Source organism: Pseudonocardia sp. MH-G8 (assembly GCF_002262885.1).
GTDB lineage: Bacteria > Actinomycetota > Actinomycetes > Mycobacteriales > Pseudonocardiaceae > Pseudonocardia.
Genome location: NZ_NKYF01000018.1, coordinates 60,821 through 74,869 on the forward strand (window position 1 = coordinate 60,821; position 14,049 = coordinate 74,869).

Annotated in this window: 12 protein-coding genes; 8 read left to right on the forward strand and 4 right to left on the reverse strand. The window is 73.6% G+C overall.

Annotation, left to right across the window (positions count from 1 at the left end; genetic code table 11):
- Window position 1: 1 nt before the first annotated feature.
- The 4 genes from CFP66_RS30810 to CFP66_RS30825 all read right to left on the reverse strand — a co-directional run bounded on the left by CFP66_RS30810 (window position 2) and on the right by CFP66_RS30825 (window position 5,004).
- The gene (locus CFP66_RS30810) at window positions 2-691 is read right to left on the reverse strand and encodes a response regulator (RefSeq protein ID WP_094928730.1); all 690 of its coding nucleotides are present in this window, start codon (window positions 689-691) and stop codon (window positions 2-4) included.
- Window positions 688-3,204, reverse strand: a complete 2,517-nt coding sequence (locus tag CFP66_RS30815) for a DUF4118 domain-containing protein (protein ID WP_233159854.1) — start codon at window positions 3,202-3,204, stop codon at window positions 688-690. Before CFP66_RS30815 ends, CFP66_RS30810 begins: the two co-directional genes overlap by 4 nt.
- Before the next feature lie 172 nt (window positions 3,205-3,376).
- Window positions 3,377-4,687 carry a hypothetical protein gene (locus CFP66_RS30820; protein ID WP_094928731.1) on the reverse strand — a complete coding sequence of 437 codons (1,311 nt, stop codon included), beginning with the start codon at window positions 4,685-4,687 and terminating at the stop codon, window positions 3,377-3,379.
- Window positions 4,684-5,004, reverse strand: a complete 321-nt coding sequence (locus tag CFP66_RS30825; protein ID WP_094928732.1) for a PadR family transcriptional regulator — start codon at window positions 5,002-5,004, stop codon at window positions 4,684-4,686. The genes CFP66_RS30820 and CFP66_RS30825 overlap by 4 nt, the downstream gene beginning before the upstream one ends.
- A 108-nt stretch (window positions 5,005-5,112) precedes the next feature.
- Between CFP66_RS30825 and corA the strand changes: the two genes are divergently transcribed.
- The 8 genes from corA (at window position 5,113) to CFP66_RS30865 (ending at window position 13,737) form a co-directional block, all read left to right on the forward strand.
- A complete protein-coding gene (gene corA / locus CFP66_RS30830) occupies window positions 5,113-6,147 on the forward strand; it encodes a magnesium/cobalt transporter CorA (protein ID WP_094928733.1) in 1,035 nt (344 codons plus the stop codon).
- Between the two features lie 166 nt (window positions 6,148-6,313).
- Complete coding sequence (locus CFP66_RS30835) at window positions 6,314-7,483, forward strand: ROK family protein (protein ID WP_094928734.1); 1,170 nt, start codon at window positions 6,314-6,316, stop codon at window positions 7,481-7,483.
- A complete protein-coding gene (locus CFP66_RS30840) occupies window positions 7,480-8,784 on the forward strand; it encodes a sugar ABC transporter substrate-binding protein (protein WP_094928735.1) in 1,305 nt (434 codons plus the stop codon). Before CFP66_RS30835 ends, CFP66_RS30840 begins: the two co-directional genes overlap by 4 nt.
- Window positions 8,781-9,719, forward strand: a complete 939-nt coding sequence (locus CFP66_RS30845) for a carbohydrate ABC transporter permease (RefSeq protein WP_094928736.1) — start codon at window positions 8,781-8,783, stop codon at window positions 9,717-9,719. Before CFP66_RS30840 ends, CFP66_RS30845 begins: the two co-directional genes overlap by 4 nt.
- On the forward strand, window positions 9,712-10,548 hold the full coding sequence (locus tag CFP66_RS30850; RefSeq protein ID WP_094928737.1) for a carbohydrate ABC transporter permease: 837 nt from the start codon (window positions 9,712-9,714) through the stop codon (window positions 10,546-10,548). Before CFP66_RS30845 ends, CFP66_RS30850 begins: the two co-directional genes overlap by 8 nt.
- Window positions 10,545-11,561 carry a Gfo/Idh/MocA family protein gene (locus CFP66_RS30855; protein ID WP_233159855.1) on the forward strand — a complete coding sequence of 339 codons (1,017 nt, stop codon included), beginning with the start codon at window positions 10,545-10,547 and terminating at the stop codon, window positions 11,559-11,561. The genes CFP66_RS30850 and CFP66_RS30855 overlap by 4 nt, the downstream gene beginning before the upstream one ends.
- On the forward strand, window positions 11,558-12,565 hold the full coding sequence (locus CFP66_RS30860; protein ID WP_198961775.1) for a Gfo/Idh/MocA family protein: 1,008 nt from the start codon (window positions 11,558-11,560) through the stop codon (window positions 12,563-12,565). The genes CFP66_RS30855 and CFP66_RS30860 overlap by 4 nt, the downstream gene beginning before the upstream one ends.
- Window positions 12,562-13,737, forward strand: coding sequence for a Gfo/Idh/MocA family protein (locus CFP66_RS30865; RefSeq protein WP_094928739.1), 1,176 nt, complete (start codon window positions 12,562-12,564; stop codon window positions 13,735-13,737). Before CFP66_RS30860 ends, CFP66_RS30865 begins: the two co-directional genes overlap by 4 nt.
- Window positions 13,738-14,049: the final 312 nt, after the last annotated feature.

Consider the following 14,049-nt stretch of genomic DNA (forward strand, 5'->3'; position numbering starts at 1 on the left):
GTCAGAGCTCGAACCGGTAGCCCATCCCCGCCTCCGTGATCAGGTGGACCGGGCGCGCGGGGTCCGGCTCGAGCTTGCGCCGCAGCTGAGCGAGGTAGACGCGCAGGTAGTGGCTCTCCGTGCCGTAGTTCGGGCCCCAGACCGCGCGCAGCAGCTCGCGCTGCCCCACGAGCCTGCCGCGGTGGCGCACCAGCAGCTCCAGCACGCCCCACTCGGTGGGGGTGAGGTGCACATCGGCGCCGTCGGCGCGCACGACGCGCTTGTCCGCCAGGTCCACCCGGAAGTCGCGGGCGTCCACGACGGGCTCGCCCTCCACGGTGGTGGCGGCAGCCCGGCGCACCGCGGCGCGCAGCCGGGCGAGCAGCTCGGCCATCCCGAAGGGCTTGGTGACGTAGTCGTCCGCACCCGCGTCCAGCGCGCGCACGGTCTCCGCCCCGCCGGTGCGCGCGGTGAGGACGATGATCGGGACGCTCGTCCAGCCGCGCAGGCCCTCGATCACCTCGACGCCGTCCAGGTCGGGCAGCCCGAGGTCGAGCAGCACGACGTCGGGACGGCCGTCCGCGGCCGCGCGCAGGGCCGCGGCGCCGTCGGGAGCGAGCAGGACGTCGTACCCGTGCGCGGCGAGGTTGATCCGCAACGCGCGCAGGATCTGCGGGTCGTCGTCGACGACCAGCACCCGCCGGCCCGTCACCGCGGCACCTCCGGCAACGAGACGACGACGGTGAGGCCGCCGCCCGGCGTGTCCTCCGCGGTGAGCGTGCCGCCCATGGCCTCGGTGAACCCGCGGGCCACCGAGAGCCCGAGGCCCACGCCCGTGGCGCCGTCGCGGTCGCTGGGCCCGCCGCCGATCCGCTCGAACGGCGCGAACAGCGCTTCCCGCGACCGCCGCGGCGCCCCCGGCCCGGAGTCGACCACCCGCAGCTCCACGCGCCCGGCGTAGGCGCTGGCCCGCAGCACGACCGGCGCGCCGCGCGCGTGCCGCAGGGCGTTGTCGACGACGTTCGCGACGACGCGCTCGAGCAGGCCGCCATCGGCGAGGACGTCGGGCAGCGCCTCGTCGATCTCGACCGCGACCCGGCAGGCGTCCGGCATCCCGACGAGCGCGCGCAGGGCCACCTCGTCGTACCCGGTGGGCGCGAGCAGCGGGGTGACCGCGCCGGCCGCGAGCCGCGAGGAGTCGAGCAGGTTGTCCACCAGCGCGGTGAGCCGGTCGGCGGACTCCTCGATGGTGGCGGTCAGCTCGTCCCGATCGGCCACCGGCAGGTCCAGGTACGGGTCGCGCAGGCTCCCGGCCGCCGCCTTGATCGACGTGAGCGGGCTGCGCAGGTCGTGCCCCACGGCCGAGAGCAGCGCGCTGCGGGTCTCGGTGACGGCCGCCCGCTTGCGCGCGCGCACGGCGTCCGCCGCGGACCGCTGGCTGCGCAGGGCGAGCAACGCCTGCCCGCCCACCACCTCCAGCAGCCGCCGGTCCGCGGCGGGCAGGGCGCGCCCGTCGCCCACGAGGTGCAGGTCCTCCTCGATCGCGACGTCCACCGCCGCATCCTCGGGCGCGCGGCAGCCCTGCGGCCCGGACGACGCGAGGCACTCCCAGGAATCGGGGCCTCCACGGCGCTCGAGCAGCGCCACCGAACGCAGGGCGAAGGCCTCGCGCACCTTCTCGAGCAGCCGCGGGAGCGGGTCGGTCCGGGTCAGGACGGTGCGCGCGAACGACGCGAGCAGCGCGGCCTCGGCGTTGGCGCGCGCGGCCTGCTGGGCGCGCCGGGCCGCCCGGTCCACGACGAGCGCGACGAGCACCCCGACCACCACCATCGCCGCGAGCGTGACGACGTTCTCGGGGGCCGCGATCGTGAGCGAGTACAGCGGCGGGGTGAGGAAGAAGTTCAGCAGCACCCCGCCCGCGAGCGCGGCCAGCAGCGCCGGGCCCAGCCCGCCGACCAGCGCCGCGACCACCGTCACGAGGACGTAGAGCACCACGTCGGTGGACGTGTCGATCACCGTGGCGAGCGAGGTGCCCACGGCGGTGGCCGCGACCGGCAACGCGGCCGCGAGCACCCACCCGGCGAGGCGGCGGACGGCGGGCAGGCCGCTGCGCAGTGCCGGCAACCGCACCCCGCGCCCGGCCTCGGTGTGGGTGACCATGTGCACGTCGATCGGCCCGGAGCGCTGCACCACGCGCGCGGCGATGCCCTCGTCGAACAGCCGCGCCGTGCGGGAGCGGCGGGACGTGCCGAGCACCAGCTGGGTGGCGTTGACGCCGCGGGCGAAGTCGAGCAGCGCGGCGGGCACGTCCTCGGTGTCCGAGCCGACGACCGTGTGGAAGCTCGCGCCCACGTCCTCGGCGAGCACGCGGAGCCGGGACACCGCCCCCGCAGGCGGGCCGGCGAGGCCGTCGCCGCGCAGCACGTGCACCGCGAGCAGGTCGGCCGCGTTCGCGCGCTTCGCGATCCGGGCGGCGCGGCGCAGCACGGTCTCGCTCTCGGAGTCGCCGGTGAGCGCCACGACCACCCGCTCGCGGGTCTCCCAGACCTCCTCGACGCGGCCCGCGCTGCGGTGGCGCTGCAGGGCGACGTCCACCTCGTCGGCCACCCACAGCAGCGCCAGCTCCCGCAGCGCGGTGAGGTTGCCCGGCCGGAACCAGTTGGCCAGCGCCGCGTCCACCTTCTCCGCCGCGTAGACGTTGCCGTGCGCGAGCCGGCGGCGCAGCGCCTCGGGCGTGATGTCGACCAGCTCGATCTGCTCGGCCCGGCGCACCACCTCGTCGGGCACGGTCTCGTGCTGGCGCACCCCGGTGATCCGCTCCACCACGTCGTTGAGCGACTCGAGGTGCTGCACGTTCACCGTGGTGAGGACGTCGATCCCGGCCTCGAGCAGCTCCTCGATGTCCTGCCAGCGCTTGTGGTGGCGGGACCCGGGCGCGTTGGTGTGGGCCAGTTCGTCGACGAGCACGACCGCGGGGCGCCGGGCGAGCACGGCGTCGACGTCGAGCTCGCCGGGGCCTGGCAGGCCGGGCACCGGCCGGCGCGCGACGACCTCGAGGCCGTCGCACAGCTCCGTGGTCCTGGCCCGCCCGTGCGTCTCCACCAACCCGACGACGACGTCGGTGCCGCGGGCGAGCCTGCGGTGCGCCTCGCCGAGCATGGCGAAGGTCTTGCCCACTCCCGGCGCGGCACCGAGGTGGATCCGCAGCTCACCCCGCGCACTCACGCCACCATTCTCCCCGCTCGACCTCCCCGTCCGACGCAACGCCGGGCAGATCTTGATGCCGTATTGACGCGCCGACCCGTGCCGGCGGCAACACACCCGCCGGCACGGGTCTGGACGGGCCCGCCCGCGCCGCTGCTCCCCGTGCACGGCGCGGACGGGCCAGGACCGCGGGCTACCCGGTGGGCACCGCCGGAGCGGGCGACACGGGCGGTGGCACCGAGGTCGACGGGGACGCCGCGGACGGGGACACCGGGGCCGGGGGCAGCACCGACGCCGAGGGCGGCACCGCAGCTCCGGGTGCCGGCACGGTGCTCGCAGGGGCCGGTTCCGCCCCGGGAGCCGGCACCGTCACGGTGGTCGGGGCCACCGGCGCCGTGGGGGCGGGGGCCGCTGTGGCGGAGGGGACGGCGACCACGAGCGGAGCCGGTGGCGTGAGCACGCACGCGTCGGTGCGGGAGTCGTAGTCCCAGGTGCCACGCGGGTAGGGACGACCGGCCTCGGCCGCGTCCTGGTCGAACCGGGTGGCGCCGGTGGGCGCGCACGCCCGGCCACCCGAGGTGTCGATCGGGCGCCCGTCCTGGTCGAACAGGTACACCCCGGTGAGCGGCGTGCCGGACGCGTCGACGGGGCGGATGTCCTGGATCTCGCGTTCCGAGTCCTGCCACAGCCCGGGCTGGAAGGAGGCGGAGCTGCTCTGCACCGTCGGGCCGCCGGGCGCGCCCTCGACGAGCACGACGAGCAGCACCACCGCCGCGAGCGCGTTCAGCGGCGCCACCATCCACAGCCAGCGGCGGTCACGGCGGGTGCGGTGGCCGAGCCAGACCGAGACGGGCGCACCGACCAGCCCGACGAGCAGGATGGGCATGACCTCACCGCCGTCCAGCACGCCGACGAGCACCACCGCCGCCGCGAACGACCGCGCGACCCACCAGGCCGGCTGCAGGCTCGCGAGGAAGTCGAGCACCGTGCGCCCGGTCGTGCCGACGGCGGGCCGCTCGGTCAGGCGCCGCACCTCGGGCAGCGCCATGACGCTCGGCACGCGCGGCCCCTCGCGCAGCAGCAGCGGCAGCGCGGGTGCGGCGAGGAGCAGTCCGAAGAAGATCACGCCGGGTTCGCCCTGGAGCAGGCCCGCTCCGACGACCAGCGCCGCGACCACCGCGGCGGCGACCGCGAGGCGCGCCAGCCCGAGGTGCGGGCCCTGCGCCGGCTCCGGCACGGGCGAGTACCCGGCGGCGGCGCGCAGCTCCGCCGCGTAGGTCCCGGGCGGGCCGAGCCGCTCGGTCAGGGTCGGCGCATCGGCGTCGCCGCCGAGCTCGACGGCCAGGTCGGACAGGTGCGCCCGGACGTCGTCGAGGATCTCGGCCACCTCCGGGGCCGGGAGGTCGGCCAGCGCTGCGCGCACGCCGTCGAGGTACTCCTCGACCGCGGGGCTCGCCAGCTGCACCGTGGGCGTCCCGCCCTGCGTCGTCCCGTCGTCCTTCATGCCGCGCCCACCAACCCTTCCATCGTCTCCGCGAACGCCCGCCACGTCTTCGCCGTCTCCCGCAGGCGATCCCGGCCCGGGGCGTTGAGGCTGTAGTACTTGCGGTGGGGACCCTCTTCGCTCGGCACCACGTACGACGTCAGCAGCCCTGCGTTGTAGAGCCGGCGCAGCGTGCCGTACACCGACGCGTCGCCCACCTCCTGCAGCCCGGCGGCGCGCAGGCCGCGCACCACGTCGTAGCCGTAGCCGTCCCCCCGTTCCAACACCGCGAGCACGGCGAGGTCGAGCACACCCTTGAGCAGCTGGCTCGTGTCCACGCCTGCCCCCGTTCTCTGCGATGCTGTTCTCTGCGATGCACGGTACTACGCATCGCGCAGTAGTGCGTGTCGGGGGCCTCGACCCTCCGCGCGGGCTAGTCTCACCGCATGCCGCTGGTCGACAACGCGATCTACGTCGACGGCAGGCGTGCCGCGGCACCGGGATCCCTGGACCGCACCTTCGAGGAGCTGCGCCAGTGCTCCGACCAGGGCCGCAGCTTCTGCTGGATCGGCCTGCTGCGCCCCACGACCGAGGAGATCCGGTCGGTCGCCGAGGAGTTCTCGCTGCACGGCCTCGCGGTCGAGGACACGATCACCGCCCACCAGCGGCCCAAGCTGGAGCGCTACGGCGACGTCCTGTTCGTGGTGCTGCGCCCCGCGCGCTACGTCGACCGGGACGAGGCCGTGGAGATCGGCGAGGTGCACCTGTTCCTCGGGCCCGACTTCGTGATCACCGTCCGGCACGCCGAGGAGCCCGACCTCGGGCAGGTGCGCCAGCGGCTGGAGCACGAGCCCGCGCTGCTCGACGACGGCCCCTACGCCGTGCTCTACGCCGTGCTCGACAAGATCGTGGACGACTACGGCCCGGTCCTCGACGGCCTGCAGGACGACATCGACGAGATCGAGGTGCAGGTCTTCGGCGGTGATCCCGGGGTCTCCAAGCGGATCTACCAGCTCTCCCGCGAGGTCATCGAGTTCCAGCGTGCGGTCGAGCCGCTGGCCGACGTGTTCGACAACCTGCGCGCGAAGCTGAAGGAGCAGGCCGGCGAGTCCGACCTCGAGCTGCGGCGCGCCCTGCGCGACGTCGCCGACCACGCCACCCGGGTCCTGGAGCGCATCGAGGCGTTCCGCCAGCTGCTCACCAACATCCTGCAGGTCAACGCGGCCCTGGTCGGGCAGCGGCAGAACGAGGAGATGGCCCGCATGACGCAGGCGGGCTTCGACCAGAACGAGCAGGTCAAGCGCATCTCGTCGTGGGCTGCGATCTTCTTCGCCCCCAGCCTGGTCGCCTCGATCTACGGCATGAACTTCGACCACATGCCGGAGCTGCACTGGGCGCTGGGCTACCCGTTCGCCGTCCTGCTGATGGTGCTCGGGATGCTGGCGCTCTACCTCGTGTTCAAGCGCCGCGGCTGGCTGTAGCACCGGGCGGCCGAGGCCAACGCTCGTACGAGCGGCACCCTCGTCCGATAGAGCTGAACGAAAGTGCCACTCGTACAACTCGGACGCGCGCCAGACCCTTGCGGTATTTATGCAACCTCCCTAGCGTAATGCCCCGATCGGGTCCGACCGGCAGGACGGGGCAGCGATGGCATCCGACTCCTCCGCGGAGAGGCACGCCAACACCGTCGGGGTGCTCACCGCGCTGCGGGTCGACGCGGGCCGCAGGCTCGCCGAGCTCGCGCAGGCCACCGGCCTGTCCCGCCCCACCGTCGATTCGATCCTCACCGAGCTCGGCCGGCTCGGGTGGGTCGAACAGCGCGAGCCCACCGACCGGTCCGACGGCACCCGGCAGGCGGGCAGGCCGGCCCGGACCTACCGGCTCAACCCGGACGCGGGCTTCGTCGTGGGCGTGGACGTCGGGGTGAACCTCCTGACGGCCGTGGTCGCCGACATCACCGGCACGACCCGACACACCGCCACCCGCCCCATCAGCCGGGCGACGTCCGGCGCGGACCGCCGCACCGCGGTGCAGTCGCTCGTCGCCGACACCGTGGCCGAGCTCGGGATCGAGCCGGGCGAGACGCTGGCGCTGAGCCTCGGCGTCCCCGGCATCGTCGACCCGTCCGGGCGCGTCACGCTGAGCACCGTCATCCCGGACTGGACCGGCTTCCACGTCGAGAAGCACTTCGGCCGCTGGGCGGGCGTGCCCGTCACCGTGGCCAACGACGCCAACATGGCCACCCTGGCCGAGCACTGGATGGGGGCGGCCCGCCTCGTCGACGACGTCGTCTACGTCCTCGCCGGGCGCCGCACCCGCGCCGGCATCATCGTCGACGGCCGGCTGCACACCGGCCGCCACGGCGCCGCCGGGGAGATCGGGAGCATCCCGGAGCTGTACTTCGACACCGAGGAGCTCCTCGCCACTCCGGGCAGCGACCCGGACGCGATCGGCGCCGTCTTCCGCGCCGCCCGGGGCGGCGACGCGCGCGCCGCGGCGCTGGTGGAGGAGTTCTACCTTCGCCTCGGACGGGTCGTGGAGTTCCTGGTCAAGACGTTCGACCCGGACATGGTGGTGCTCGGCGGCGGGCTCTCCCTCGCCGGCACCCCGCTCGTCGAGGGCGTCGAACGCCACGTCGAGCGCCCCGCCTTCCGCACGATGCCGCTCGTGCTGTCCCAGCTCGGCCCCGAGGCCGTCGCGCTGGGCGCCGTGCGCTCCGCGCTCCAGCTCGCCGTCCGACGCTCCCCCCTCATCGCGGCGCTCGTCACGCCGCCACTGCACGTGCCCACCCCCACCGCCACTGGAGGCCAGCGATGACGCCGGTTCCCCGACCACCCACGCAGGTGCCGCGGCGCACCCTGCTCCGCTCGCTCGCCGCGCTCCCCCTCGCCGGCGGCATCGCCGGGTGCGCCGGCACCTCCGGGCCCGCGTTCGTGCCCGACGGCGGGCGCGTCAGCATCGGCTACGGGGTCTGGGACGCCGACCAGGTGCCGGCCATGCAGGAGGTCATCGCCGCGTTCCGCGCGGAGCACCCGGACATCGACGTCGCGCTCCAGCTCACGCCGTTCACGACCTACTGGACGCGGATCCAGACCTCGATCGTCGGCGGCGGCGCCCCGGACGTGTTCTGGATGAACGCGCCCAACATCGCCATGTTCGCCCGGCACGCCACCCTGCTGCCGCTCACGGACCGGCTGGCGCGCGACGGGATCACCCTCGCCGAGCACCCCCCGAACCTGGTGGAGCTGTACCAGCGCGACGGCGAGCAGTACGGCGTGCCGAAGGACTACGACACGATCAGCCTCTTCTACAACCGGGAGCTCTTCGACCGGGCCGGTGTGCCCTACCCGGACGAGCGCTGGACCTGGCAGCACGTCCTCGACGCCGCCGCGGAGATCCGCGACCCGGCGGCGGGGGTGTACGGCTTCTCCGCGGGGCTGGACCGGCAGCGCAACCTCTACCCCACGATCTTTCAGAGCGGGGGGTGGGTGCTGCGGGGCGCCCGGTCCGGATTCGACGACGAGGCCACGATCGGCGGCCTGCGGTTCCTCACCGGCGCGATCGACCGCGACCTCGCGCCCAACGCGATGGCCGAGTCCGACACCCGGGCACGGGAGCAGTTCCAGGGCGGGAAGATCGCGATGTACAACGGCCTGCCCAACGACTCGAACGCGACGTACGAGGACCCGCAGGTCCGCGCGCGCACCGGGATCGCCGTGCTCCCCCGCGGCGCGCGGCGGGGCAACGTCATCCACGGGCTCGCGAACGTGATCAACGCGCGTACGCCCTACCCCGACGCCTGCTACGAGTTCGTGAAGTTCATGGCGGGGCGCACCACCGGGGAGATCCAGGGCCGCTCGGGGACGATCCTGCCCAGCTACGCGGGCACCGAGGCGGCGTTCCTGGACGCCAAGCCCGAGTTCCGGATGCAGTCCTACATCGAGCAGGTGCCCGACGCGACCGCCTACCCGGCCTCGGTCACGACCATGACGTGGGAGCGCATGCAGCTGCAGATCCTCGGCCCGTCCTGGATCGGCGCCGGCGCCAGGCCCGTCGAGGAGTCGGCCCGGTCGCTCGCCGACGAGATGAACGTCGTCCTCGCCAAGGAGGCGGTATGACCCAGCTCGCCACGGCGCCCGCGGCGCGCGTCGAACGCCCCGTACCCGCGCGGGCGCCCCGGCGCCGCCAGCACAGCGCCTACCTGTTCATCGCGCCGGTCGGCCTGGGCCTGGGCCTGCTCTACCTCTACCCCGCCGTCTCGACGTTCGTGCTCAGCTTCACCGAGTGGGGGCCGTTCGGCGGGCACACGTTCACGGGGTTCACGAACTACCTCACCGTCTTCCGGTTCGAGACGTTCTGGACCGCACTGGGCAACACGCTGCTCTACATGGTGATCGGCCTGCTCACGCTGCCCGTGGCGATCTTCTTCGCGGTGCTGCTCAACCGCGACGGGCTGCGTGGCGTGACGGTCTACCGGACGCTGTTCTTCATCCCGTTCGTCACGCTGCCGGTCGCCTCCGGGATGGTCTGGCGGTGGCTCTACAACGGGGACTTCGGCCTGATCAACCAGTTCCTGTCGGTCTTCGGGATCCCCGGCACCTACTGGGTGTCCAACCCGGCCACCGCGCTGTTCGCGATCGGGGTGGTCCAGGTGTGGTCGCAGGTCGGCTACTACCTGGTGATCTTCATCGCCGGCCTCAAGGCGATCCCGAAGGAGTACACCGAGGCCGCCGAGATCGACGGGGCGAGCGCGTTCCGGCGGTTCTGGCACATCACGCTGCCGCTGCTGTCCCCGAGCATCTTCTTCTGCACGGTCATCAACGTCATCGCGACCCTGCAGATCTTCGACCTGGTGTACGTGATGAGCGCGTCGCCCACGGTCAACCCCGCCTTCGCGTCGTCGCAGTCGATCGTGCAGCTGTTCTACGAGAAGGCCTTCGTCGAGTCCGACAAGGGCACGGCCACCGCGCTGGCCTTCCTGCTGATGCTGCTGATCGCGGCACTCACGTTCGTCCAGTTCCGGCTCCAGCGCAGGTGGGTGAACTATGTCTGAGTCCGCGCGCGGCACCCGCACCGGTTCCGTCCTCACCCACGCGGCGCTGGTCCTCGGCGCCGCGGCCATGATCGGCCCGTTCGTCTGGCAACTGCTCACCGCGTTCAAGTCGCTGCCGGAGACCACGACGGTGCCGCCGCCCCTGCTGCCGCAGGAGTGGCAGTGGTCGAACTTCACCGACGTGTTCGAGGCGCTGCCCTTCGGCCAGCAGCTGGTGAACTCGCTGATCGTGGCGGTCGCCGTGACGGTGGGCCAGCTCGCGTTCTGCTCGCTGGGCGCCTACGCCTTCGCCCGCCTGGAGTTCCGCGGGCGGGAGCTGATCTTCGCGCTGTTCCTGTCGGTGCTGATGGTGCCCAAGCAGCTGCTGATCCTGCCGCAGTACCAGATCATGTCCGACCTCGGGCTGCTCAACACCCTCACCGCGCTGATCCTGCCCGGGCTCTTCTCCGCGTTCGGCACGTTCCTGCTGCGCCAGTTCTTCGCCACGATCCCGAAGGACCTGGAGGAGGCCGCGCTGCTGGACGGGGCCGGCCGCTTCCGCATCTTCTTCTCGATCATGCTCCCGCTGGTGAAACCCGCGCTCGCGGCGCTGGCGGTGATCACCGTGATGCACTCCTGGAACGACCTGCTGTGGCCGTTGGTGGTCAACACCGCCCCCGCGACGATGCCGATCAGCGCGGGGCTCACCAGCCTGCAGGGCCAGGAGTGGACCGACTACCCCGTTCTCATGGCCGGGGCGCTCATGGCCTCGGTCCCGATGCTGCTCGCCTACCTGGCACTGCAGCGGCAGTTCGTGCAGGGAATCGCCCTGTCCGGAACGAAAGGGTGAACGACTTGGGTGGCACACCCGGACCACTGCGCGTCGGCATGGTCGGCGCGGGCGGTATCGCGAACGCGCACCTACCGGCCTGGCTCCACCTGGACGCCCAGGTGGTGGTGCACTCGATCCACGGCGCCCCGGAGCTGGTCGCCCGCCACGGCGGCGGCCGCGTCGTCGACTCGCTCGATGCGCTGCTCGCCGAGGTGGACGTCGTGGACGTCTGCACGCCGACCTTCACCCACCCCGAGATCGTGCTCGCCGCCGCGGCGGCGGGGAAGCACGTCCTGTGCGAGAAGCCGCTCGCCCTCGAGGCCGCCACGGCGGAGTCGATGGTGAAGGCCTGCGCGGCCGCCGGGGTGCAGCTCTACCCCGGGCACGTCGTGCGCTACTTCGCCGAGTACGCCGCCCTGCACCGGGCCGTGACGGCCGGGGCGATCGGCACACCCGCCGTGCTGCGCTTCCACCGCTGCGGCGCCCGGCCCCGCGCCGGCTGGTTCGCCGACCCGGCGCTCTCGGGCGGCATCATCATGGACCAGATGATCCACGACCTCGACTTCGCCCGATGGCTCGGCGGGGAGGTCGATTCGGTGCACGCGCGGCTGGCCGACAGCGCGCCGGGCACCACCACCGGCGTGGTGTCCGCGCACGTCGTCGCCCGGCACCGCGGCGGCGCGCTCAGCAGCGTCACCGGCACCTGGGCCCGGCCGGGCACCCGGTTCCGCTACGGCTTCCACGCCGCGGGCACCGACGGGATGCTGTCCTACGACTCGGCCACCGACCCGTCCCTGCGCACCGACACCGGCGCCGCCGACGACGGCGGCGGTGAGCGCCTGCTCCCCGACGTCTCGCTGGTGGAGAGCCCGTTCGTCACCGAGATCCGCGAGTTCGCGACCGCGTTCGCCGGCGGCCCGGCGCCGCGGGTGAGCGCGGACGACGGGCTGGCCGCCGTCCGGCTCGCCGCGGCGGCGAACGTCTCGCTCGCCACCGGGCGCCCCGCGAGCATCGAGGAGGTCACGCCGTGAGGCCGCTGCGCATCGGTGTCCTGTCCCTGGCCCACCTGCACGCCGCGGGCTACCTCGCGCTGCTCTCCGGGCGGCCCGACGTGGAGGTCGCGGTCAGCGACCCCGACGCGGCCACCCGCCCGGCCGGCGAGTCCGGCGGCCGGGAGTTCGCGGAGCAGCTGGGCGTGGGCCGCTACTTCGACACCCACCAGGAGCTGCTCGACTGGGGGCCGGACGGGGTGATCGTCTGCTCCGAGAACTCCCGCCACCGCGAGCTCACCGAGCTGGCCGCCGCGGCCGGCGCCCACGTGCTGTGCGAGAAGCCGATGGCCACCACCGTGGCCGACGGCGAGGCGATGATCGCGGCCTGCGCCGCAGCCGGGGTGCACCTCATGGTGGCCTACCCGGTGCGGTTCTCCCGCCAGTTCCGCGCGCTGCAGGCCACCCTGCCCGCGCTGGGCCGGGTCGTGGCCGCCGCGGGCACGAACAACGGCCAGCTGCCCGGGGGCCGGTCGTGGTTCTCCGACGCCGAGCTCGCCGGCGGCGGCGCCGTCATGGACCACACCGTGCACCTCGCCGACCTGCTCGACTGCCTGTTGTCCGGCGCCGAGGCGGAGTCGGTGCACGCGGTGACCAACCGGATGATCCGCGGCGACGACGTCGAGGTGGAGACCGGCGGCCTGGTGTCGCTGAGCTACCCCGGCGGGCTGATCGCCACGATCGACTGCAGCTGGTCGGTGCCGCAGCACTACCCGACGTGGGGCGGGCTGACGCTGCGGCTGTTCGGCGAGGACGGCATCGCCGACATGGACGCGTTCGGCCAGGCCGTGCACGGGTTCCGGGCCTCGACGCGCGGGCCGCTGCGGTTCGACTTCGGCGAGGGCGGCGACGGGCCGATGCTCGAGGAGTTCGTCACCGCGATCCGGGAGGGACGGCGCCCGCAGCCGGACGGCGAGTCGGGCCTGCGCTCGCTGCGCGTCGTCGAGCGGGCGTACGAGTCCGCGCGCACCGGCGTCCCGGCATGACCGACGTGCTGGGCATCGGTGTGGTGGGAGCCGGTTTCCGCTCCGGCCTCGCCCTGGCCGCCGAGCGGCCCGGCACGTCACGGGTGGTGGCGGTGGCCGACCTCGACGAGGAGGCCGCGCGACGGGCGGTGCGCGAGCGGCACCCGGACGCCGACGCGCTCACCGAGCCCCGCGCACTGTTCGACCGCGCCGACGTCGACGCCGTCCTGCTGATCACCCCCGACCACACGCACGCCGACCTCGCCTGCGCCGCGTTGCAGGCGGGCAAGGCGGTGTTCGTCGAGAAGCCGCTCGCGATCACCGTCGAGGACTGCGACCGGGTGCTGCGCACTGCGCGGGAGACCGGCAGCCGGCTCTACGTCGGGCACAACATGCGGCACATGCCCGTGGTGCGCACGATGCGGGAGATCATCGAGCGCGGGGACGTCGGCGCGGTGCAGTCGGTGTGGGTGCGCCACTTCGTCGGCAACGGCGGCGACTTCTACTTCAAGGACTGGCACGCCGAACGCCGCTGCACCACCTCGCTGCTGCTGCAGAAGGCGGCGCATGACTTCGACGTGGTGCACTGGCTCGCCGGCGCCTACACCGAGCGGGTGTCCGCGTTCGGCGCCCTGCGCGTCTACGGCGACGGGCACCGGCGCGCCCCCGGCACGCCGAAGACCGACGACTGGCTGGACCCGGACCGGCACTGGCCGCCCCGCAGCCAGCGCGACCTCAACCCGGTGATCGACGTCGAGGACCTGTCCCTGGTGAACCTGCAGCTCGACGGCGGCGTGCTGGCCGCCTACCAGCAGTGCCACTTCACCCCGGACTACTGGCGCAACTACACGGTGATCGGCGACGCCGGCCGGCTCGAGAACGTCGGCGACGGCTCGGGCGCGGTGGTCAAGGTGTGGAACCGGCGACGCGCGGGCCACGCCCCCGACGCCGACACCGAGTACCGGCTGCCGCCGACCACGGAGGTCCACTCCGGCGCGGACCCGTTGCTCATGGCGGAGTTCCTGCGGTTCGCCCGCGACGGCGGGGCCACCGACACCTCCCCGGTGGCCGCCCGGATGAGCGTGGCCGCAGGCGTGCAGGCCACGGCGTCGCTGCGGGCGGCGGGGGAACCGCAGGACATCCCGCCGCTGGATCCGGAGCTCGTCGCGTACTTCGAGCGGGGGCAGTGCTAGGAAGCTGATCCGGTGGCGGCGCTCGGCGTCGCGTGATCGGCCCGAGTCGCACGTCAGCATCCGCGCGACCGCGCTGGGGTGCTTCTCGCAGGTCGGCTCGCCGCGGTGAGCGGCAAGAGTGGTGTCGGGCGACAGACCGTCCTTCGTGAGCCGCAGCCGTGCGGGCTCCCTCGGGACAGGCTTGGAACGTCGCCGTGACCGCCTTCACGGGGAACCCCGAGGGCTGTGTGGGGCCCGGTTCTGCGGGTGAACGGGGCTCAGGGCGACGGCGCGCGGTGATCGATCTGATCAGTGCCTGGGGGCGGGCGTTGC

Bases quoted from the DNA above. Each gene is read 5' to 3' on its own strand.
- CFP66_RS30820 (WP_094928731.1), bottom strand. From the start codon at position 4,687: ATGAAGGACGACGGGACGACGCAGGGCGGGACGCCCACGGTGCAGCTG.
- corA (WP_094928733.1), top strand. From the start codon at position 5,113: ATGCCGCTGGTCGACAACGCGATCTACGTCGACGGCAGGCGTGCCGCG.
- CFP66_RS30835 (WP_094928734.1), top strand. From the start codon at position 6,314: ATGGCATCCGACTCCTCCGCGGAGAGGCACGCCAACACCGTCGGGGTG.
- CFP66_RS30840 (WP_094928735.1), top strand. From the start codon at position 7,480: ATGACGCCGGTTCCCCGACCACCCACGCAGGTGCCGCGGCGCACCCTG.
- CFP66_RS30845 (WP_094928736.1), top strand. From the start codon at position 8,781: ATGACCCAGCTCGCCACGGCGCCCGCGGCGCGCGTCGAACGCCCCGTA.
- CFP66_RS30850 (WP_094928737.1), top strand. From the start codon at position 9,712: ATGTCTGAGTCCGCGCGCGGCACCCGCACCGGTTCCGTCCTCACCCAC.
- CFP66_RS30865 (WP_094928739.1), top strand. From the start codon at position 12,562: ATGACCGACGTGCTGGGCATCGGTGTGGTGGGAGCCGGTTTCCGCTCC.